The organism is Tolypothrix sp. VBCCA 56010, assembly GCF_050875635.1.
GTDB lineage: Bacteria > Cyanobacteriota > Cyanobacteriia > Cyanobacteriales > Nostocaceae > Hassallia.
In genome coordinates this window covers 1-21379 of the sequence record NZ_JBPAOH010000136.1, presented here as the reverse complement: position 1 = coordinate 21379, position 21379 = coordinate 1, and the positions used below count along the sequence as shown (strand labels likewise).

The following is a 21379-nucleotide window of genomic DNA, read 5'->3' as shown; positions in this document are numbered from 1 at the left end:
CGATTCCCACTCAGGTGAGGTACAAAATTATATGGCGGGTTGTAGGGGCACGGCACTGCCGTGCCCCTACGGGTGTACCTCATTAAACCGAGAAACGCTATAAGTTGAGATTTTCATGCTTTATTCTTCATGCTTTCAAATAGATTCTGGCAATCATCCATACACGCAAAGTGTTAGATACATTGCCAGATAAATTTATCCTGCAAACAAACAAAAACTGAAACATACCTCAAACAGTGCGTTGCGGTGAGTCCACGGGCTTCACCCTTGGTGATTTGAAAGCTGCAATACCCGCTGAATGTTTTCAGCCTAATGTTGGCAAATCACTATATTATTTTTTTCAAGACATCTTGATTATTGGTCTGCTTTATGCAGTCGCTCATTACAAGGTTTACTATACTTCCAACAAGAAATTAGCGAAAAGCTAATATTATTTTGCATTAGAAGTAGGGTGCGTTACTTCGTTAAGGCACCCTACTTTTAACTGTTCTTATCGACATATACATATAGCATATATGAAATTAATTCTTAATCAATCTTCACTCTCGAAAGTTAAGCCAGAATATCAAAAACTGCTTAACGACTTGCGAGAAAAAGTAGAAAATCGCTTTGGTGTTGACTTGTGTGCTTATTATCTTTTGGGTAGTGTTGGACGTGGGGAAGACCGTCCAGGAATTTCAGATATGGATACAGTAGTTATTCTGCGACGTGGTATCACTGATGACGATGAAGCATGGGAAAAAGAAATCAAAGACGAATTTGAACCAGAATATCCCACACTTGAGCGTCTTGACATCAGTTCTATGGAAGAAAAAGAATTTGATGACCCAAAAGCAGAACGATTGAGATTTATCTTCAAAACCGATAGTGTGTTGATTTGCGGTGAAGATATTACTGCCAACTTTTCATCATATCCGCCGGGATTGGAATTAGCAAAACTTTTGAATGGTAATTACCACAAAGCATTAGAAAAGATACAGAAAGATATTACAGAACCAGATGAAGATGACCGAAATAATCCTAAATATGTAATGGAATACGTGCGGTGGATATCAAAAAAAGTATTGCGTTTGTGTTTGGGTATTGTCATGATAAATGAGCCATTATACACTATAAATATGCAGGAAATGACGCAAAAGTTTTCTGAATATTATCCGTTTTACCAGCCGCAAGCAGAAACAGCTTTACGTCAATATGTGGAACCAACTAATAATGTAGGCGAAGCACTTGATTTTATTAATGAAATGAGGGCAACTATATATAAGCTGGCGGATGAAAAGTTAGGATAAAAGCAAATCATACATATTGTAGAGACGTTCCGCCGGAACGTCTCTACGAGGGTTGTGTTAGTTTTAAAACCGTCCATTTCCCTGCACAATATGCTTAACCGTTGTCAAGGTTTCTAAACTAATCAAACCGCGTCGATGACCTTTTTGATTAGACATTCCTAAAAATACCGAATCTCCCCGCGAGGGGTTGCGAGAAAAGCGCGGGGAAGCGTTGATGTAAGTAGAAGCGCTGTTGACTCCTAAGGCAAATTGCCGACTTTCCTGATAAGATTCGGTGACAATGCAATCGGCATGACCGCTGCTGTATTGATTAATCCAGGCGATCGCTACTTCTAAACTATCCACCAGTTTAAATGCCACTGTCTTGGTTAAATAAGCACTTCCCCACTCGCTATCTTTAGCTAGCTGCAACTGAGGAAAGGCTTCTACTAATTCCGCATCTGCTTTAATTTCAAAGCCTTTTTCTTTCAAGCTGTTCCACAAAACTGCTAAAGATGACGGTAAAGCTTGGCGATGAATTAATACTTTTTCTATGGCGTTTACTGGGTCTGGTTCGCTTTGATAGCTGTCTAAAATCACTCCCCGTACCATTTCCAAACTACCATTCAGCGACCAGTAAAGGTAACAGTTGCCCATTCCTGATTTTAACACAGGAACGGTTGACTGTCGCACTACTTGTTGTACCAAGCTAGAACGACCGTAGGGAATAACTAAATTCAGGTATTGGTCTTGGTTGACTAAATCCCGAATTGAAGCTCCATGTTCTGCGCTGACTAATTCTAAACAGCCTGATGGTAAATTAACTTCGGCGATCGCACTTTGCAAAGCGTTAGCGATCGCCGCGTTAGAATGACTAGCTTCAGCACCACCTTTAAGAATGATACTGTTGCCTGTTTTGATGCATAAACCCGCTGCGATCGCTCCTAAATCAGGAAATGCCTCATAAATAAATGCAATCACTCCCAAAGGCATTAACTGCGAGTAAGTTTGCGAGTCTTCTAGCTGATAGTCGGCGTTTCTCACCCGTCGCAGCGGATCTGGTAATTCCCCCAACCTTTGCAAAATCTCTACTGTCGTTTCTAAGCGTTGTGGAGTTAGCTTCAGCCAGTCCAAAATCAACTCAGGCACCGCCATTTCCCGACTTGCTTCTAGATCCAAGGTATTTGCCTCTAGAATGTCATCAAACGAGCGGTTAAGCGCTTGTGCCATCGCCAACACTGCGCGACTGCGATCTGCTCCCCTAGTGATGCCCAATTTGAGGGAAGCTAGATAAGCGCGAAAAGCGCTTTTCATGGGTTCGGGGCGATCGTCAAAAACTTCAACTGTCATTGAGTTAACGTCTGTAGGTTAGCCAGACCATTAGTGCGGGTAAGATAGCCAAAAGCACCGCCACCATTGCCCAAGCAATAATGCTGGAACCATTTGCCAATTTTAGTGCTAATGGCAGCCATATAATCACTAGCACGAAAATGATACTCAGCGCTATGGGCAGATAACTTTCTCCAAACCGAGGATGCACAACATGCCAACTAGAACCTGTCCAGCGCCAAGCTCGCTTGTAGGGATAGGTGGTGGAAAGTTGCTCTAGCACAATACCATTATCTTGCACTACAAAGATTTGCTGACAGCGATCACAACCAAAGGCATCTGTCAGCGTAATCGGAATTAAGCGTCCCCGACGACGACAGGGACACGGATATTCATTGTTAAAGTCTATTTTTTCGGCTTTTTGGGATTGCACAACCGATGTAATAACTTGAGCGTGTTTATCAAAATATACGAGAATAACTTTCTTTATGGCAAATGCCATAGGGGGTAGCTATTCTCGTAACAACTTTTTATATCAATAGCGTAGGTAGAGAAAACTTGCCACAATTTATCTTAATTGATTTGCCTATTCACACAAGTCGCATGTCTGACCGGAGGATATCTGGCAGCATTCTTTAAGAAATTCTTTCATTTGTGGCTTTCAAAGTAATGCACGTGACGACTGCGCGGACATTTTTTGTATGGGGATATCTGGTATTGTAACGCGATCGCCAAAATTTTGTTCCGGCAACTCAATAATAATTATTAATTCATAATTCATAATTCAAAAGGGTTTGATTTCCAGACTTAGCAGGCAGTCCTGTTCGTAGTGGAGTTTAAATCCCCCGACATAACATAATTATGAATTAATAATTCATAATTATTAATTTTTAATAATCCCTATTGCTTGACCGGGATTTTCTCAATTCTTCCTTTACGCCTCTGTCTTGAAAAGTTCTGAGCGGAGGTTACGAGCGATCGGACTTTTCGCTGCGACTTTGCGTGAGATAAAAATACAGTCTTTCCCCAGATACGCAGGCTAAAGTTATCTCCGTCAGTGCAGATATGGATAACGCCGCAAACATCAAAAAAATCGCCATCAAGACCTGAGTTCACGATGGCTTAAGTTGAGTCACACACTGCGTTTGATATCAGAAGACAGCAAATTATTGCTCTCATTAACCCTCGTAGAGACGTTCCACACTCCCACGTCTCTACAATATGTGTGATTTTTCAAACATGATATAATATGTCATCCCAATTTTGTCTTGAAAACTTCAGACACATTCTGCAACAATATCTCGCGCACCGAATCCAAATTCTTTGGTTTTGATGACTCAGTTAAAGTTCTTGTTTTCAACTGATTTGGATCTGAATTTTCGCTTTTTAGAGTTTCGGCTAATTGCTGATAAAGTTCCGGGTTTGTCGCAAAGTAAAAAGCTAACTCTTGTCCCACCTCTTTTAATCGCTGTGGTAATTGAGTTTCTGTTGTTTGCAACAGTTCCGCAAGATGTGCTTGCAGTTTATTGTTATCTTCAGCCACTTGCATAAAATTAGTTTCTTGTTGACTGTCAAATACTTGCTCCTCAAACAGATGAGCGAAAGTATCGAGTTTTCCGCTGTCTATAGCCGGATGTTGTTCTAAAGCTTGCGCTGGTGCAATAATTGAGCGAGTAGCATTATCAGGTAATGGTGCTGCAAGGACTTTCTCTGCATTAACAATACCTGCACCAAATTTATTCGGCTTCCATGTAGGAAATTGCTCGCAACTATCACGCAAAATTTGATTAAAGATAAAAGGAATTTTTTCGGCTCCATAGCGTTGGATGAGTTGATCTCTTCCATGATATGACAACCATAAAGCCGCTATACCCGCGACTTGGGGAGTACATAAAGAAGTGCCGGTACCTGGTTCAACATCATATTCAATTTCACCGTTTTTCTTTTTAGTTTTTGCACACCAAACTCCGTCACAAGGCGCCGTGACATCAACTTGCTGTCCCCGCGCTGAACCCTTCCAGATTTCACGCTGCACATCACAGCCAGTAACAGCAATCACTTCCTCATAAGCAGCGGGCCAAACTACGTAAGGAACAAAGTTACCAGCAGCTGCTACTATAATTAAGCCTCGTTTTTGAGCATAAGTTATCGCACTTCGCAGCCGTTTGTTGAACAAACCACTGCCCAAGCTAATTGACAGGACATGAGCACCATTATCCGCTGCATACTCGATCGCTTTAGCTAGATTAAGTACGCTCAACAGTATAACTGAGTAACATACTCGTAAAGGTATTATTTTCGCGCCCGGAGCTACTCCGGTCATTCCTTTTCCGCTTGGATAATTGCGTTGTGCTCCTCTTGGACTACTCATCAAACTAGATGTGTATGTGCCGTGACTTGGAGCGGGTAACAATACCCCTGAAGGTGCTTCGAGTTCGTCTTTAGCGTCTTGATCGTTCTTGAGAAAATCGTAGCCTTTTTTTATAAGTATATTAGTAATAATTTCCGGGTGTTCGGTATAACCTGTATCCGGTAGCCCGATAATAATTCCGTGTCCTGGTGGTCGATTTGGGTCAGGGAAAAAGCGTGACCATGCCTCAAATACGCGCATCTGTTTGAGACTCCACTCGACATCAGTGTTAAGATTATCTATTGAGCGTTCCATACCAACTTCAGGCTCAAGATTGAAGTCTTGGCGATCGCTTAAAGGAACTGCAAACAGTGGCTGTGCATCCACAACTCCTGGTTGAGAACGCAGATTATAAGACTTATCCCAAGCATCTTTGACGGACAAAACTTCTTTGTTAAGAGTGACTTCAAACTCAGTCGAATTGTCACCAATTTGTTCTACGTTCCAATCTAAACCAAATGCTTCGGTGACGATTTCCTGGACTTTCTGTTTTTGTCCCGGCATTGCCATCTCTATAAAAAATCCTTCAAACTTAGGACTTAAGTCATTTGGATTGTTCAGGCGATCGCTAATATCCATAAAATTCACCTCTAGTAAAATAGCAGATACAAGACTTATACCAATTCTGGCTTGAAGATGCGTAAGCGCACGCTCTTACGCACGCACGCTCTTTCGCACTCAGTAGGGGCAATTCATGAATTGCCCCTACACAGATGGGAAGCGCAACCTCACATAGAATTAGTATTACGTAACTGTTGCAGGCGATTTGTAAGTCGCTTGCACCCATGATTTCAAAGGAGACTGGAGAAGTCAGTGGTTCATCTAAGCGTGAGATAACCGCCTATTACATGCTAAAAACATCTGCATTCTAACCGTTTTTAGATTCTGATTTGACAAATTACTACGTATATTTACATTTTGCAAAGTATGTGCATTTAGAAAAAATTAACTTTTACACTGCATAATTTTGCATAATTTCGATTGCTGAAAAAATCTTATAAATTGCTCAGTCATTAACTTAGCAATTGGCTACATCTCAATAATGCGCTGATAATATTTTTTATAATGCAAATACAAGCCATCAACTGCTATAAATATTAATTATTTTTAAATGTTAATAATTTAATCAAAGTTTGTTGTTAATATTTATGAGTAACATTTTCCTTAATTAGGGTAATAAAAGATGAAAATTAGCGCACGCAATGCTATCAAAGCTACTGTGAAAAAAATTGAACCAGGCTCTATTAACACTGAAGTAGTATTAGAAATAGCACCTGGAGTAGAAATAACAGCAATAATTACAAAACATTCAGGAGAGACGCTAGGACTAGCAGAAGGCAAAGAAGCTTATGCAGTAATTAAATCAACCGATGTAATGGTAGCTGTAGAATAGATATTTAGCGACTATATCAACAAACGATTTAGAAACCCGACTTATTAAAAAAGTCGGGTTTATGGGCATGGTTGTCACTTTGAGAAAATACAAAATTAAATTTTGCTGCCAATATTTAAATTCTTAATTATTAGAAACTCAAAGAAATTAACTCAGCTTCAGTCCTTAGCGATCGCAATATCGCTGGACTTAATCAGCGCATATGCTTCTGTTCCCTCATATAGTTCTAAATCATCCGCTGATACTGTGGTAATAACCGATGTTAACTCAACTTCGTGAATTACCTTTATCGTCACTTGACTGTTAACTTCTCCGCGAATAACTTCTTTTACCACACCTTTAAGAATATTGCGAGAGCTAACTTTTAAAGGTTTCTTTTGAGTACTAATTTCTATGTGTGGAGTATCAGCACCTTTTTTCTTTGTTTGCTTGGTTGGTGGTGGTGCTGACGGTGGAGAGGAAAGCGTATTTAAACCCCGCACTAGTTCCCGCAAAATCTCCGTCTTAGTGCGCTGAGACTGCTGACAGAACTCTTCGAGAATTTTCCGTTCCTCGTCAGATGTTTGAAAAGTGATCCATCCTTGTTCTTTTCTTGGCATAGTTTTACCAATTTTATTGGTAATTTATCAGTTGTGCTGGTAAGATACTACCAAGCGTTAATTTTACGCAAAAAGTTTCTTTAATTACAATTTGACCAGAAAAAGCAGACGAATTCTGGCTTTGATTAGCAGAATGCTGGCAATTAACTTGCCGCTGCTAACTCCATCTTCTGTAGTAGCACAATTTAACAGCACCTTGCTGGTATCAGGTGGATACTTTCAAGCAAGCAGGACAGCTAGTTCTGTGGTACTCGCAGCATTTTACCAAAAAACGGTCTAGTCTTTATAGTGCCAAAGAAAGTTGGTGGTATAACGATTTGATTTGATTGCTAGCTTCTGTCTGCTTCCCAAAATAGTAATAAACCACCGATAAAAACCACAAGGAAAGCGACTGGAAATATATTTCCATTTACTATTGCTGAACTAAATACGGCTGCTATTAAACTGATGCCAAACACGATAATTACCAAACCTAAAGATTTTCTTACCATAGATTTCAAACACCCTTGAAATATTTATGCAAGTTTTAGCTTTTCATCAGCTAGCGATATAATTAAACCTTCATATGAGAGCGTAAACATTATCAAATTGAAATGGTAACATCACTCGTCACATCTGTTGAAATCTGCAAACCTGGATTTTAATTGTGCTTGAAAAATATCTGAAATAAAAGATACAATTTTCTATGCTTATTTGTAGTAAGGGCTTCAGCCCTTAAAACCGAAGTTATGAGGGCTGAAGCCCTCACTACGAATCAAGAGAGTATTTTACGTTGACAGATAATTCAATCTGTTTTTACCTGTCTTTCTAGAAACCACGCTAACGCGGCTAATCCTAATAATAATGGTGTCAACCAATCGCCCCAACGTACATAAAAAGTTTGCGTTTGTCGGCGATAAATTGTTTCGACGTGAGTTTCGTAAGTATTGTGTCCAGATATCCACAAAGTTCTGCCGTGAGGATCAACAAAAGCTGAGTATCCCGTATTCGTTGCCCGCACTCCCCATCTATCAGTTTCAATTGCCCGCATGATATCTTGGGCATGGTGTTGAGCAGGCATGGCAGCGCTGTAATGGGCATCGTTAGAAGGACTAAGTATAAATTGTCCACCTGCGGCAGCTTGACGGCGGAATTGTTCGGAAAAAGCAGATTCGTAACAAATACCAACAATAGCACGACCAAAAGGTGTGTTAAATACTTGATTTGATGAGCCGGGAACTTGGTGTTCGTCTAAAGGTGATAACCGCTGAATAATACCGCCTAAAATTTCCTCAAAGGGAATATACTCGCCAATAGGAACTAACTTTGTTTTATCGTAACGGCTGAAAATTTCTCCGTTACCAGTAAAGGTAAATAAGCTATTTGTATAACTGCGTCCTCGTTCTGCAAAAGCGCCGATCCAAGCAACTATGCCTTTTTCTCGCACTGCTGAAATCAAAGAAGTTTCCTTTAAGTCACGCTGGAAAAAAGGTAAGGCTCCTTCTGGGGTTAATACTGCATTTATACCTTGATTTGCTAATGTTAAATATCCAGTAGTGTAACCTTCAATAGCGCGACGAAAACCTTCAGGGTAAAGTTTGATTTCGTTGGGGACATTCCCCTGAATAATTCCTACTTTTAAGGCGGTTTCTGGTGGTTGCGTGAGGGGACGGCTGTATAAACTAAAGCCGATAAGGTGGATAATAAGCCAAAAAGCAAAAGGCAAAAGGTAAAAGTAAAAATTCTTTCTTCTACCTTCTACCTTTTTACTTTTTCCTTGTATCCAAGCTTCGGCAACCAAGCCATTCACGGCGACAATTGCCGCTGTCACCGCACTTGAGCCTGAAAGTTGACCTAAATGTAAAATTACGAGATTATACGGTGCCTGAGTGTAAGAAATAGTAGTCCACCACAAAGCGCCATTACTCCAAAGTGATTCTAACCCGCACCAAATAGCTGTACCAATGAGAACGCGAGTAAATTTATTTTGGCTGGAAATTGTTCTCATGGCGATCGCCCAAATAGCGACTAATGCGGCGCCCCACAAAGTAATGAATGTCCAACAAAATAAAGCTATTCCCAAACTCGCCAACCAAGGAACGCCCATCCAAGTCATCGGATGAATTCCAGTAATCCAGGATAGGGCAAGACCGTGATAACCTATACCCCAAGCGAGGGCGAGGAGGAGGGGGGAAGGGGGGGAGGGGGGAGATTGTTTTTTTGTTTGTGCAGAATTGATGACTAATACCCACAAGGGGGCTAGGGCTATCCAAGCTAAGAACCATACATTAAATGGGGCAACGGTAAGCCCCATAAAAATACCGCTTAACAAGGATGAAGTGTAAAGGCTAAAGGCTGAAAACAGCTTTTTTGTTTTATACTTCATACTTCATCCTTCATCCTTTATTTTTTATTCCACCTCTGCCACATCACCATTATCGGATGCCACATCATCGGGAGAGGAGGGAACGATCGCTACTCCGGTAATTGCGTCCTCTTCGTCTAAACGCTGCACTCGCACTCCAGTAGCAGATCGCGATTGTACAGAAATGGCATTTGTCGCTTGTCGGATAATAATACCGCGATTAGTAACCATCATGATTTCATCGTCGCTGTTGACGATGTGCAAAGCCGCCAATTTGTCTTTGGTTTTCCGGTTTTTGAATTTGGTTGCCATTAAACCTTGACCGGCACGATTTTGCAAGCGGAATTGAGCAACTGGGACGCGCTTGCCATATCCCCCCATTGTAATGACCAACACCCAAGGACCAATACTGCCGTTAGCGGGAATTTCTTGTGATTCTTCTTCTGCGATGATTTCTTCTGTTTCGATATCCTCGTTCAGGTCAACTTCTGTCTCTGTAACCGTATCCAAGGTGTCAAGAATTGCGGCTGGTAAAATTGCCATACCCACCAGTTCATCGCCTTTCTTCAGCTTCATGGCTTTGACTCCACGAGTTGCCCTACCTAGAGGACGCAATTGCTCTTGGCTACAGCGAAAGTGAATTGCCATACCCAGACGAGAACCAATGATGATGCTGTCTTCTACTCTAGCGCGTCCTACCCAGCGGAGTTGGTCGCCTTCTTCGAGAGATATGGCTATTAAGCCGTTGGCGCGAATGTTGCTAAATGCTTCCAATGCGGTTTTCTTGATGTTGCCGCCTTTGGTGAGCATTACCAGGTATTCATCGTTGCTAAACTCGGAAACGGGGACGATAGAAGTGATTTTTTCTTCTTTGGGAATCGGCAGCATTTGCACGATTGGTGTACCGCGACTTGTACGGGAACTGACGGGAATTTGATATGCTTTGACGCAGTAAACAACTCCGCGATCGCTAAAAAATAAAACACTGTCGTGATCGCAGCAACTCAAGAAATGCTCAACGGTGTCATCATCTTTCACTTTGGCAGCAGCTTTACCTCTGGTAGCACGATTTTGCGCTTCAAAGGTATTCACTGGCATTCGTTTGATGTAGCCTTGTTGAGTAATCAAAATAATCGCTTTTTCATTAGCGATCAAATCAAGGTCATCTAATTCGCCTTCACCTAATGAAATTACCGTGCGGCGCGGTGTGGCATGAGCTGCTTTTATTTGGGTAACTTCGGTTTCAATGATTTCTAAAATCCGTTCCCGCCGTGCCAATATATCTTGCAAGTCGGCAATTTGATTTTGTAAATCTTCGTGTTCCAGGCGAATTTTATCGGCTTCTAGTGCTGTTAAACGTCGCAGTTGCATTTGCAAAATTGCGTCCGCTTGCACTTCTGAAAGTCCGTAATTTGCGATTAATTCACCTTTTGCTGTGGGCGCATCCGATGCATTACGAATTAAGTTAATAATTGCATCTAAATGTGATAGGGCAATTAATAACCCTTGTAAAAGATGATCGCGTTCTTCGGCTTTTCGCAGTTCGTATTGCGTGCGTCTAGTAATCGCTTGAATGCGAAAATCTAAAAAGACGCTTAAGAACTGTTTGAGGGTAAGAACTTGCGGTTCGGAATTTACCAACGCCAACATATTTGCGCCAAAGTTGGCTTGCAAAGGCGTTTGTTTGTAGAGATTGTTTAAGACGACGCGGGGATAAGCATCGCGTTTGAGTTCGATGACGATTCGCATTCCATCGCGATCGCTTTCATCCCGAATATCTGCAATTCCTTCTAAGCGCTTTTCGTTCACCATTTCGGCGATTCTTTCAATTAACCCCGCTTTGTTGGTTTGGTAGGGCAATTCGGTGATGATAATCGCTTCTCTATCCGGGCGTCCGCGCTGTTCTACGGTTTCAATTGTAGCTACGCCGCGCATGGTAATCGAACCGCGTCCGGTGGTGTAAGCTTCTTTAATCGCGGCTGTTCCCAGAATAGTAGCTCCCGTCGGAAAGTCGGGACCGTGGATATATTGCATCAACTGGATATCAGTGATTTCCGGGTTGTGAATTAGCGCTACTAACCCATCAATCAACTCGCCCAAGTTGTGAGGAGGAATGTTAGTTGCCATACCCACAGCAATCCCAGAGGAACCGTTGAGGAGTAACTGGGGAATACGTGCGGGTAAAACTGTCGGTTCTTGTTGGGAACCGTCGAAGTTATCGATAAAGTCTACGGTTTCCGATTCGATGTCTTGGAGTAGGGCAGCGCTGGTTAAAGCTTGCAAGCGACATTCAGTGTAACGCATTGCCGCTGGCGGGTCGTTGTCTACCGAACCGAAATTACCATGCCCGTTGATTAGAGGCGATCGCATCGAAAAATCTTGCGCCATCCGCACCAAAGCATCATACACTGCCGTGTCGCCGTGGGGATGATATTTACCCAGCACTTCCCCGACTACACGAGCACATTTCCGAAACGGACGGTCTGCTGTCAACCCCAACTCATGCATGGCATAAAGGATGCGGCGATGCACAGGTTTCAGACCATCCCTGGCATCTGGCAACGCCCGACCTACAATTACGCTCATCGCGTATTCCAGATAAGACCGGGACATTTCGTTCCGCAGATCGGTGGGGATTATCCTATCCTGGGAATAAGTCATATAACCTTAAAAAACTCCAAAAGTGGCAGATTTTTGCTTTTTTAATTCAGTAAACGCCGAATTATTCTAAATTTGTCTTGAATAATGGCAATTATTTGTTAAAATTCTAGCACATTTTGCCTTCGTTTGCCGGGGTTAGGGACTGGGGAGACAAGGAGACAAGGAGACAAGGAGACAAGGAGACAAGGAGACAAGGAGAATAATTCTTCTTTCTCCCCATCCCCCCCTCTCCCCATCCCCCCCTCTCCCCATCCCCCCCTCTCCTAGTCTTCTTGACGGGATTCGGAAGATTTGAGTTGAGATGCAATCAAGGGAACTTTAGGGGCAAGAAAAAATCCCATCAAACTGGCAAAGAGAATCGGTGTCATGGGACTGAAGTTAGTTAATTTTGACAGCAGCAAAGTTGTACTTACAGGTGTGCGCGTCACTGCTGCATTGATAGCAGCCATTGTACAAATCATTGCCAGCGCCGGATTAATTCCTGGAATTAAAATTGCGATCGCTTTGCCGATACAAGCACCAGTGAAAAATAAAGGTATGATAAATCCACCTCGCCATCCACCTGTAACGGTAAGGCTAATCGCAGCCATTTTGCCCAAAGCAAGAGTTAAGAGGAAAACAGCATCCAAGTTAGTATTAACGACAGATTCCAACTCTTCATGTCCAAAATAACGAGTTAGCGGCAATATTGCGACTAAACAGCCTAATGCCAGTCCTGCTAGTGTTGTGCGTAAATAAATTGGTCCGGGAATCTGGGTGTATAAGCGATCGCAAGAGCGAAAAATACCGATAAAAATCCATCCTGCGACTGCCCCAATCATCCCAAACAAAATAGCCAAAGCAAAATCATCAATGTTTTCTAGCTGGTAGTTGGGGAAATGCCAAGTTGGGGCAATTCCCAAGTGTGTAATTGCCGCAAACACCACATAACTAGCACAACTCGAAACAATCGCTGGCATCAACGCTTCGTAGTACTCCACGATATGCTGATGGTGTAAAATTTCTAAAGCGAACATCGCACCCCCAAGAGGTGCGCCAAACAAAGCTGTAAAACCCGCAGCCATTGCCGCTAAACTCATAGTTCTGAGGTCTTCACCTTGAAGTTGCCAGCGATCGGCAATCCAAGTACCAAAAGAACCTGTAACCTGTACTAGTGGTGCTTCTGGTCCAGCACTGCCCCCTGCTGATATACTCACTAAAGAAGCCAGAATCATTGAAGGATTTTTGCGAGCATCCAGCCGTCCGCCGCGAAAATGGATATTATCGACAATCACGGCGATTTCACCAGGATTTCCCAAAAAATGAATCACCAGCCCAATAACTAAACCGGCTAATGGCATCACTATCAACAAACTCAGACCGTTAAATCGTTGCAGTTGGTGAGTAATTAGTTCTAAAACATTCCAGTAGAAAGCAGCAAATAAACCACAAACAGTCCCCACACCTGCCCAGCGTAAAACCCACCGCGAAATCATCAGCGGATTACGTCTTAGCAGTCCAAAAAGCTGAGGTGTCCAACGTTGAGTTTGATCGGAATTGTTACGCTTTGGTAGCACTGCTGATTTCCTATTTAAATTAAAAAAATGTAACGTAAACTACCGAATATTTATGCTTTTTATGAGTAATAGCATTTATTTTGGTGTATTATCTTCCAGCCAAAGGAGGGTTGATTTTCTGTGCCTTATGCGGTCATCTTGGTAATTTAAGCCCCAAGATAGTGTGTGTCTCATCGCAGCAGAGTTTAAGCTGAGGCGTAAGTTCTATAGGGCAAAAATTATGACTGAGGAAAAACATATTAATCAAGCTGAAAAGATGAATCCAGAGGAGGATGCGCCAGAATTAAGTCCAGAGGTGTTGGACATGATCAAACATCCGCCCAATATTGAAGATGTGTTACGGGAATTACCCCCAGAAGAACTTCGAGGTATGCCGGGTGTAGTACCGGAAATGCTTGATGAACCAAACGATGAAATGAGTGGTATCGGTTAACAATAGTACAATTCGTCAACAAAAACGCCCGCAGGCTAGAAGCCTGGGGCTACCAGAACAAAGCCTGCGAAGGCAGGCTATCAGTTTTTCAGCCTGCGAAGGCAGGCTTTGTCCGTGTAGCGATACCCTTACAGGGTATTGCTGCAACATCAAAATACTCTATACAAACCTTTTATTAAAGATACAATTGAAACCGCTGTATCCTGCTGCCCACTTTGCTGACGCTATGTTCCCAGTTATCTATAGTAGCGAGTTTTTGGAACACAAAACTGGATATCTTCATCCAGAGAAGCCAGAAAGGTTAACAGCGATCGCTTCCGCTATTAAAGCAGCTGCGTTTGCAGAACAAATTGAATGGCGATCGCCTACACCAGCATCCCAAGCGCTTGATTTGATGTCTGTTCTGCAACAAGCACACACTCCGCGCTACATTCAAAAAGTCCAACAAATCGCTTCTACCGGCGGTGGTTATTTGGATGGAGATACGCCAATTTCCCCGCGCAGCTACGATGTAGCATTATTGGCAGCGAGTGCTTGGGTGGATGGAATTAATGCTGTGTTAGCAACTGAAAATCCCGCTTTTGTGCTAGCGCGTCCACCGGGACATCACGCCGAAAGTGATACGGGGATGGGGTTTTGCTTATTTTCTAATGCAGCGATCGCCGCTTTTTACGCTTTACAACAACCGGGAATTCAACGTGTCGCTATTCTTGATTGGGATGTACATCATGGTAATGGTACACAGGCGATCGTTGAAACTAACCAGCAGATTGCTTTCTGTTCGCTACATCAATACCCCTGCTATCCCGGTACTGGCAGAGCCACAGAACGCGGTTTTCATGATAACGTGTTAAACTTACCCGTGCCACCTGGTAGCGATGTGGCAGTATATCAGCCGCTATTTGAAAAAAAGATAATTCCCTTTTTAGCCAACTTTCAGCCAGATTTACTGATTGTCAGTGCTGGTTACGATGGAAACGCTGACGATCCTTTAGCAATGATTAATTTACAACCAAAAGATTATGGTTTGTTCACCGATTATTGTTTGGGATTAACTCGGAAAATTCTTTTTGGCTTAGAAGGCGGCTATGATTTTAAAACACTTTCTCAATCAGTAGTCGCCACCATAGAACGTTGTTTATAACCGTAGTATAGCGATTTCCACTCAGGTGAGGTACAAAATTATATGGCGGGTTGTAGGGGCACGGCAGTGCCGTGCCCCTACGGGTGTACCTCATTAAACCGAGAAACGCTATAAGCGTTGAAACGCTTATTTGGGGCACTGAAGTGCCCACTACAATAGAACGTTGTTTATAACCGTAGTAAGCGTTGAAACGCTTATTTGGGGCACTGAAGTGCCCACTAGAAATACTTTCGCGTCAGCGATCTACAAAGCTAGATTCACTAATAGGAACATTGCCAAGTTTTGACTCGCCCAAATAGTTATAAACCGCTCTTGACACTTGACGAATAAAGCTTACAGCCCCATCATCGTAATTTGGTCTGCGTACCAAAATACCCGCTAAATAGCTTTTACCGTTTGGCATTTGAATTATGCCAGCATCGCCCAATATAAATCTGAGTGTACCAGTTTTGTGAGAAATTATAGCTTTCTTATCTATACCAGCGGGAAGTAAAGACCTATTGCGAGTCCCGCGCATAATGGCTAAAACTTGATTGCGGCTTTTTGGTGATAGCAAACGATTGTTAGTAAGTAACGCTGACAGTCTTACCAAATCTTTCGGGCTAGTTGTATTCGTACCACCGACATCAGGAAGATTATTCCGAATTACTGTATTTTGCAATCCCCAATTACGAAAGCGTTGATTTAGTTTAGTTTCTCCGCCCAAACGGTCGATAATCATATTCGTCGCCGTATTGTCGCTAATAACTATCATATTAGTTAGGGTTTGCAAAACGCTGAATTTTGTGCCTACAGGCTTGTATTGCATTGTTCCAGATTCGCCTGCAATTAAGCCACGGCGCATCACCAGTTTTTCATTCAGCTTAATTCTACCCGCATCTATTTCTTCAAACAAAGCTACTAAAACCGGGAATTTAATTGTACTAGCTGCTGAAAATATCTTTTCGCCATTAATATCTACATAGTTACCTGTTTGTAAATCTAAGAAAAACATTCCCGGACTTAAAGAACGATAACGATTCATTAATGCTTTTATTTGGGAATTTAAAACTGGTATTTCTTGACCTAAATTCACAACTCCCGCAAATAATGAAGCATCAGTTGGGGCGATCGCAATATCTTGGCGGTTTTCACCAGCCGAAAATGAGACATCATTTGGCTGACGGTTAATTGATGAAAAATTCACCACCCAATGCGATCGCGAATCGCCTTTAATTGAAAGACCTTGAGGAGAAATATTGTAACCAGGTGCTAATTCAATTACTAATCGAGTGCTTTTTTCATCAGGTTGTCCAATGCGAATTTCTTTAATAGCTTTGCCAAAGCTTTTTCGCATCGTTGTAGTGTCAATAGTCGTTCCAGGTAAGTCAATTACTAACCGTTTAGGGTTATCAAGTAAAAAAGCTTTAGGCTGTATACCAGAATCGGTGGTGATATGTAACTGATTTTGAGCTTGGTCAAAATACCAAGATTCTAATTTAGCTGCATTTGCTTGCTCAGACATTAACACTAAACTAGCCAAGCTTGCCAAAAATAAGCGACATTTCATGTGCGTGTTTAAAATGTATTTACATTTACTTAAACTTTCTTTACTGGATTTTCGCTTTGCATCAGGAAAATAAAATGTCAAAAAAATCAATAAACATTTAATAATGAAAATATACAAATACAAAAAATTGTGCCATTGCCATTGGCAAAAGCAATTAAAATCATTTAATAATAAAAGGGTGGAAAACACCCACCACCTAGACGAAGAGATGATAATTGATGTTTCCACCCTGCCGATAAATTTTGGTCAGCCTTTTTCAAGTTAAAACATAAGGCGTTGCAATCATCTGCATTCCCCCTGGTGCGGCTAAAGTCAAACCACGACGCACAGGACGCACAGGACGCTTATTTACTAGCGAGACTTGAAACTGAGAAAGAATTGTTGCCAATACCACTTTCATTTCATACTGAGCAAAAGCCAAACCAATACAGCGACGATTACCACCACCGAAGGGTAAATACTCGTATTGGGAAAATTGTCTTTCTAAAAAGCGTTCTGGTTTGAACTGCTTCGGTTGTGGGTAGACTTCTTCGCGGTGGTGTGCTAAGTAGATACTGGGGACTACTATAGTTTTTGCTGGTAGATGATAGCCCATAATTTTAATTGGGGATTTGACTACCCGAATAAAACCATTCATTGCGATCGGATAAATTCGCAGTGTTTCTTGGCATACTGCATTTAAATAAGGCAGTTTAGCAATAATACTTGGATCTGGGTTGTTACCAAAAAAAGCGAGTTCTTTTAGTAGTTTGTCGCGCACTTCCGGTAAATAATCAATCCAGTAAAAAGCCCAAGTTAATGCAGAAGCGGTAGTTTCATGTCCCGCAACCAGCAGCGTCATTAACTCATCGCGTAATTCTTGATTTGACATCGGCTGTCCGTCATTATAACGAGCAGACATCATCAAACTGAGGATATCTTGGCGATTTTGGTTTGATTCAGTTCTTCGTTCTTCAATTAAAGCATAAACAAGCTTATCAATTCGTTCCATCAAACGCAGCACTCGACCCCACGGACTCCACGCGCCTAAATCTTTTTGGATGAACCGAAAAAAGAAGGCAGCGGACATAAATGGAGAACCCATGAAATCCAGCACGGATGTTAGAAGCTGACGAAGTTCTTGAAAACGCTGTCCTTCATTTAAGCCAAAAACAACTCGTAAAATGACGCGCATGGTGATTTCTTGCATCGACGAACGAATATTAAAAGACTTGTTAATTTTCCATTCGTCGCTTACTTGCTGGGTGATTTGGCGAATAGTTTCACCATAAGCCCGCATTCTATCACCATGAAAGGGAGGGGTTAATAATTGGCGTTGGCGGTGGTGGCGATCGCCATCCAGTAAAATTAAAGAATTATCGCCTAGCAAAAATCGTAAACCTCGATTTCCCCTTCCACTTTCAAAATGCACAGAATCAGCAGCAAAAATCTCTTGTAGTGCTTGCGGATGACTAAAGTAGACAATAACAGAATCGCTCGTATTGGAAAGAGTGAACGTGTCACCATAAGAAGACGCAAAATTATCAGCGTATTCCAACGGCTGAAAAACAAATTTCATCTGCCGCAGAAATATCGGCATTTTTGGTCCATCAGGTAGATTTACGTTTGCGGTCATATCTGCTTCTAAAGTTGATGGCTTCTCGATTCTATCGTTGCCTATTGAAGAGGGGAAAAGGGTAAAGGGGAAAGGGAAAAGAATTATTACCAATGCCCCATGCCCAATGCCCCATGCCCAATGCCCCATTACCCATTGCCCAATGCCCCATTCCCAATTACCAATCTTTTATGTCACATAAAGATGTATAGTCTTGTAAGGTAGCGTCAGTAGCAAAAAGTAAGTGGCAAAAATCATCGCTATCCTCAATGGCAAAGGTGGCGTGGGTAAAACCACTACCGCCGTCAATCTGGCTGCAACATTTGCTAAAGAGAAAAAGGTTCTTCTCATTGATGCAGATATTCAAGGTTCTGCTAGTTGGTGGTATAGCCGCAGTCAGAATGGTATGGGGTTCGACCTATCCCAAGAGACAGATCCTCAACTTTTAGGTAATTTAGGAAAGATAACAGGTTACGATTTAGTAATGGTAGATACGCCCCCGGCGCTGCGGTCTGAAGCTTTAGCGGCGGTATTGGCGATCGCAAACTATTTGGTTTTGCCTACACCCCCAGCACCAATGGATTTAGCTGTCCTAATTGACACAATTCAAAAAGCCGTCACTCCCTTGGGAACACCCCATCGAGTGTTGCTAACCAAAGTGGATACACGGAGTTTGGCAGAAGCACAGGAAGCTAAAAATACCTTGGTACAGTTAGGAATACCTGCTTGCAATAACTTTATTCGTGCTTACAAAGCACACGAACGAGCAGCGCTGGATGGTATGGCGATTACTCAATGGCGAGGAAATAATGCACGCGAAGCGGAGTCAGACTACCGCCGCGTAGCTGATGAATTAAAGCGTGATTGGAGGAAATTATGGTTAAGAGACGTGTAGCCGACGTGCTACAAGAACAAGCACAAAAATTTACACCAGAGGAAACCGAATCTGCAATCGAAGTTCCTGCTGAGGCAATTGTAGAACATGCCGAATCATCTGAAGAATTGTTAACAGATACACCTGAGCAAACTCCGGCTAGACGCACTCCAACCAAGGCTGATTTAGAAGCAATGGTCAAAGAGTTGCAAGAAAAAGACGAACGATCGCGCCAGAGAGAAAAAAAATTACAGCAAGAAAATAGTGATTTGCAGTCAGCTTTGTCTGGTGAGCAAGCGCTTTTGTCAGAACAAAAAGCATTAGTAGAACGATTGACAAAAGAACTTTATGATGCTAAGAAAGCTGCACTACAACTTGCAGAAGCTAATTCCCAACTTATAGAAGAAAGCAATCTTCTCAAAAAAGAAAAGGAAAAGGAAAAAGAAAGCATTGTTGTCAAACAAGAAAAGGAAATTATCCCAGCTAGCAGCTACAGAAAATCATATCAGGCATTAGAAAAAGCACCGCAACACCAACCGGAGCAAAATCAATTTAAACCAGCCGCTAGCTACTACAAAAAATCATATTACTCATCCCAAAAGCCACCACAACCACAACCCGAGCAACATGAATTTAAACCAGCCGATAGTTACAAAAAATCACACCGCTCATCGGTAGATTTAGCGCAAAATCAACCGGATGAAGGTGGTGATAATTCTTCTCAAATGTGGTTACTTGATTAAATGATTTCAAGAAAGCGCATATGACTGCTTTAGTAGCTCAAGCCTTTTTGGGATGCGGCTATAAAGGTTTATACTTGTGAGTCAGTGTTTTTGCGATAGTAAGGAATAGTTGATAATAGCGATCGCCAGATTTATAAATACTTAATAAAAAGTAAGCTTTGTTTGACTAAAAATCTCAGAAACGCATATATTATTAATTAAATCAAAGTAATCTTTGCGGTTACTGGGAGTATTAGGTGCTTATTTTTGGATGTACAACTTTTTAGCGATCGCCTACTTTCAAAATCAATTCTTACCTTTTGCAGAAGCGAAAATTTCCATCGCAACTCATGCTTTGCACTATGGAACCGGCGCTTTTGGCGGACTACGAGGTATCCCAGATCCACAAGAACCTAAACAAATCTTATTATTTAGATTAGACCGCCATTGTCAAAGGTTAAGTGACAGTGCAAAATTCCTACACTACAACTTATCAGCAAACAAAATAGAAGAAATTATAATTGAATTTGTTAAAAGAAATAAGCCTACCAAGTCTTTTTATATTCGACCTTTTGTCTACACCTCAGATTTAGGAATTTTACCCAGACTTCATAACATTGATAAAGATTTCTTTGTTTATGGTTTGGAATTAGGAGATTATTTATCTCCTGAAGGAGTCAGTTGTCGATTTAGTTCTTGGTATCGACAAGAAGACCGCAGCTTCCCATTAAGAGGGAAAATTAGTGCCGCGTATATTACTTCTTCTCTTGCGAAAACCGAAGCTGTGGAATCTGGTTTTGACGAAGCAATTTTAATGAATTCTCAGGGTAAAGTAAGTGAAGCCTCCGGGATGAATATTTTTATCGTCAGGAATGGGCAAATATTTACCCCAGCAAACGATCAAGATATTCTAGAAGGAATTACCAGAGATAGCATTTTGACAATTGCAAAAGACTTGGGTATTAAAATTGTAGAACGCTCTGTTGATAAATCTGAGCTTTTAATTGCTGATGAAGTTTTCTTAAGTGGTACAGCAGCAAAAATTGTTCCAGTAACAAGAATTGAAAGTTATAAATTACCACAAAATAGACCAATAACTGAAAAACTCAGAGAAAAACTCATAGCAATTACAGAAAATCGAGAATCCAAATATCGAGATTGGCTGTATCCGATTTCTATTATTTAGTCATTAATCAATGACAAATAACAAAGGGCAAACGAGAGCAGTCATTCATAAAGTAGGGTGCGCGATCGCCATACCCGCAGTGAATTTTGACAAATTACACAACTAGAAAGCACCGTAATGCACCAATATAAGGTGGTGAGTTACACTTCCCGCTTCGCACTCTACACGCGAATGGTGCTGTGGTGGAACTGAAAGTTAATATTTCCTGATTTAGACTAGTACAGGGTGGCGGAAATAAACCGACCATTTTTGTGAGAGACTAAGCAAGAAGGGTCAAAACCCTTATGGGTAGTTTTTAAGGAATCAAGGTGTGGCAA

19 protein-coding genes and 1 pseudogene are annotated in these 21379 nt (G+C 41.7%); 11 read left to right on the top strand and 9 right to left on the bottom strand.

Annotated features, from left to right (window positions below; all coding sequences use genetic code 11):
- Positions 1-224 precede the first annotated feature (224 nt).
- Positions 225-386: pseudogene (locus tag AABK37_RS31830) on the top strand (fatty acid desaturase); the annotation flags it as partial.
- A 129-nt stretch (positions 387-515) separates the two neighbouring features.
- On the top strand, positions 516-1289 hold the full coding sequence (locus AABK37_RS31825; RefSeq protein WP_432555474.1) for a nucleotidyltransferase domain-containing protein: 774 nt from the start codon (positions 516-518) through the stop codon (positions 1287-1289).
- A gap of 63 nt (positions 1290-1352) precedes the next feature.
- Here AABK37_RS31825 and AABK37_RS31820 read toward each other — a convergent pair whose 3' ends face one another.
- The 3 genes from AABK37_RS31820 to AABK37_RS31810 form a co-directional block, all read right to left on the bottom strand.
- The gene (locus AABK37_RS31820) at positions 1353-2618 is read right to left on the bottom strand and encodes a glutamate-5-semialdehyde dehydrogenase (RefSeq protein WP_432555473.1); all 1266 of its coding nucleotides are present in this window, start codon (positions 2616-2618) and stop codon (positions 1353-1355) included.
- Positions 2619-2622: 4 nt separating this feature from the next.
- Positions 2623-3030 carry a hypothetical protein gene (locus tag AABK37_RS31815; RefSeq protein WP_039740622.1) on the bottom strand — a complete coding sequence of 136 codons (408 nt, stop codon included), beginning with the start codon at positions 3028-3030 and terminating at the stop codon, positions 2623-2625.
- 819 nt (positions 3031-3849) lie between these two features.
- Positions 3850-5586: a S8 family peptidase gene (locus tag AABK37_RS31810; RefSeq protein ID WP_432555472.1), complete on the bottom strand. Its 1737-nt coding sequence runs from the start codon at positions 5584-5586 to the stop codon at positions 3850-3852.
- A gap of 604 nt (positions 5587-6190) precedes the next feature.
- Between AABK37_RS31810 and AABK37_RS31805 the strand changes: the two genes are divergently transcribed.
- Positions 6191-6400, top strand: coding sequence for a TOBE domain-containing protein (locus tag AABK37_RS31805; RefSeq protein ID WP_039739807.1), 210 nt, complete (start codon positions 6191-6193; stop codon positions 6398-6400).
- 158 nt (positions 6401-6558) lie between these two features.
- Here AABK37_RS31805 and AABK37_RS31800 read toward each other — a convergent pair whose 3' ends face one another.
- Positions 6559-6999, bottom strand: a complete 441-nt coding sequence (locus AABK37_RS31800; RefSeq protein ID WP_089128948.1) for a TOBE domain-containing protein — start codon at positions 6997-6999, stop codon at positions 6559-6561.
- Between the two features lie 91 nt (positions 7000-7090).
- Between AABK37_RS31800 and AABK37_RS31795 the strand changes: the two genes are divergently transcribed.
- Positions 7091-7279, top strand: a complete 189-nt coding sequence (locus tag AABK37_RS31795; RefSeq protein WP_432555471.1) for a hypothetical protein — start codon at positions 7091-7093, stop codon at positions 7277-7279.
- Between the two features lie 504 nt (positions 7280-7783).
- On the opposite strand, the gene lnt is transcribed toward AABK37_RS31795, so the two are convergent.
- Positions 7784-9364, bottom strand: a complete 1581-nt coding sequence (gene lnt / locus AABK37_RS31790) for an apolipoprotein N-acyltransferase (RefSeq protein ID WP_432555470.1) — start codon at positions 9362-9364, stop codon at positions 7784-7786.
- A 24-nt stretch (positions 9365-9388) separates the two neighbouring features.
- Positions 9389-12004 (bottom strand): DNA topoisomerase (ATP-hydrolyzing) subunit A, encoded by a 2616-nt coding sequence (gyrA, locus tag AABK37_RS31785; protein ID WP_432555469.1) that lies wholly within the window; start codon positions 12002-12004, stop codon positions 9389-9391.
- 126 nt (positions 12005-12130) lie between these two features.
- On the opposite strand from gyrA, the gene AABK37_RS31780 reads away from it, so the two are divergent.
- Positions 12131-12271, top strand: coding sequence for a hypothetical protein (locus AABK37_RS31780; protein WP_432555468.1), 141 nt, complete (start codon positions 12131-12133; stop codon positions 12269-12271).
- On the opposite strand, the gene AABK37_RS31775 is transcribed toward AABK37_RS31780, so the two are convergent.
- Positions 12268-13560: a chloride channel protein gene (locus tag AABK37_RS31775; protein ID WP_432555467.1), complete on the bottom strand. Its 1293-nt coding sequence runs from the start codon at positions 13558-13560 to the stop codon at positions 12268-12270. The two genes, AABK37_RS31780 and AABK37_RS31775, sit on opposite strands and share 4 nt — an antisense overlap.
- 220 nt (positions 13561-13780) lie before the next feature.
- Here AABK37_RS31775 and AABK37_RS31770 point away from each other — a divergent pair, with 220 nt between their 5' ends.
- Both AABK37_RS31770 and AABK37_RS31765 read left to right on the top strand, forming a co-directional pair.
- Positions 13781-13993 (top strand): hypothetical protein, encoded by a 213-nt coding sequence (locus tag AABK37_RS31770; RefSeq protein ID WP_432555466.1) that lies wholly within the window; start codon positions 13781-13783, stop codon positions 13991-13993.
- 226 nt (positions 13994-14219) lie between these two features.
- A complete protein-coding gene (locus tag AABK37_RS31765) occupies positions 14220-15137 on the top strand; it encodes a histone deacetylase family protein (RefSeq protein ID WP_432555476.1) in 918 nt (305 codons plus the stop codon).
- 235 nt (positions 15138-15372) lie between these two features.
- Here AABK37_RS31765 and AABK37_RS31760 read toward each other — a convergent pair whose 3' ends face one another.
- Complete coding sequence (locus AABK37_RS31760; protein WP_432555465.1) at positions 15373-16686, bottom strand: serine hydrolase; 1314 nt, start codon at positions 16684-16686, stop codon at positions 15373-15375.
- A gap of 256 nt (positions 16687-16942) precedes the next feature.
- Entirely contained in the window at positions 16943-18301 is a 1359-nt protein-coding gene (locus tag AABK37_RS31755; RefSeq protein WP_432555464.1) for a cytochrome P450, read from the bottom strand.
- Positions 18302-18338: 37 nt separating this feature from the next.
- Here AABK37_RS31755 and AABK37_RS31750 point away from each other — a divergent pair, with 37 nt between their 5' ends.
- The 4 genes from AABK37_RS31750 to AABK37_RS31735 all read left to right on the top strand — a co-directional run bounded on the left by AABK37_RS31750 (position 18339) and on the right by AABK37_RS31735 (position 21062).
- Positions 18339-18482 carry a histidine kinase gene (locus AABK37_RS31750; protein ID WP_432555463.1) on the top strand — a complete coding sequence of 48 codons (144 nt, stop codon included), beginning with the start codon at positions 18339-18341 and terminating at the stop codon, positions 18480-18482.
- Positions 18483-18524: 42 nt separating this feature from the next.
- Positions 18525-19175: a ParA family protein gene (locus AABK37_RS31745; RefSeq protein WP_432555462.1), complete on the top strand. Its 651-nt coding sequence runs from the start codon at positions 18525-18527 to the stop codon at positions 19173-19175.
- On the top strand, positions 19157-19897 hold the full coding sequence (locus AABK37_RS31740) for a hypothetical protein (protein WP_432555461.1): 741 nt from the start codon (positions 19157-19159) through the stop codon (positions 19895-19897). The genes AABK37_RS31745 and AABK37_RS31740 overlap by 19 nt, the downstream gene beginning before the upstream one ends.
- 250 nt (positions 19898-20147) lie before the next feature.
- Positions 20148-21062 carry a branched-chain amino acid transaminase gene (locus AABK37_RS31735; protein ID WP_432555475.1) on the top strand — a complete coding sequence of 305 codons (915 nt, stop codon included), beginning with the start codon at positions 20148-20150 and terminating at the stop codon, positions 21060-21062.
- Positions 21063-21379: the final 317 nt, after the last annotated feature.

Coding starts and splice junctions, on each gene's coding strand:
- AABK37_RS31825 (WP_432555474.1), top strand. CDS start 516: ATGAAATTAATTCTTAATCAATCTTCACTCTCGAAAGTTAAGCCAGAA.
- AABK37_RS31820 (WP_432555473.1), bottom strand. CDS start 2,618: ATGACAGTTGAAGTTTTTGACGATCGCCCCGAACCCATGAAAAGCGCT.
- AABK37_RS31810 (WP_432555472.1), bottom strand. CDS start 5,586: ATGGATATTAGCGATCGCCTGAACAATCCAAATGACTTAAGTCCTAAG.
- AABK37_RS31805 (WP_039739807.1), top strand. CDS start 6,191: ATGAAAATTAGCGCACGCAATGCTATCAAAGCTACTGTGAAAAAAATT.
- AABK37_RS31800 (WP_089128948.1), bottom strand. CDS start 6,999: ATGCCAAGAAAAGAACAAGGATGGATCACTTTTCAAACATCTGACGAG.
- lnt (WP_432555470.1), bottom strand. CDS start 9,364: ATGAAGTATAAAACAAAAAAGCTGTTTTCAGCCTTTAGCCTTTACACT.
- gyrA (WP_432555469.1), bottom strand. CDS start 12,004: ATGACTTATTCCCAGGATAGGATAATCCCCACCGATCTGCGGAACGAA.
- AABK37_RS31770 (WP_432555466.1), top strand. CDS start 13,781: ATGACTGAGGAAAAACATATTAATCAAGCTGAAAAGATGAATCCAGAG.
- AABK37_RS31765 (WP_432555476.1), top strand. CDS start 14,220: ATGTTCCCAGTTATCTATAGTAGCGAGTTTTTGGAACACAAAACTGGA.
- AABK37_RS31760 (WP_432555465.1), bottom strand. CDS start 16,686: ATGAAATGTCGCTTATTTTTGGCAAGCTTGGCTAGTTTAGTGTTAATG.
- AABK37_RS31755 (WP_432555464.1), bottom strand. CDS start 18,301: ATGACCGCAAACGTAAATCTACCTGATGGACCAAAAATGCCGATATTT.
- AABK37_RS31740 (WP_432555461.1), top strand. CDS start 19,157: ATGGTTAAGAGACGTGTAGCCGACGTGCTACAAGAACAAGCACAAAAA.
- AABK37_RS31735 (WP_432555475.1), top strand. CDS start 20,148: ATGTACAACTTTTTAGCGATCGCCTACTTTCAAAATCAATTCTTACCT.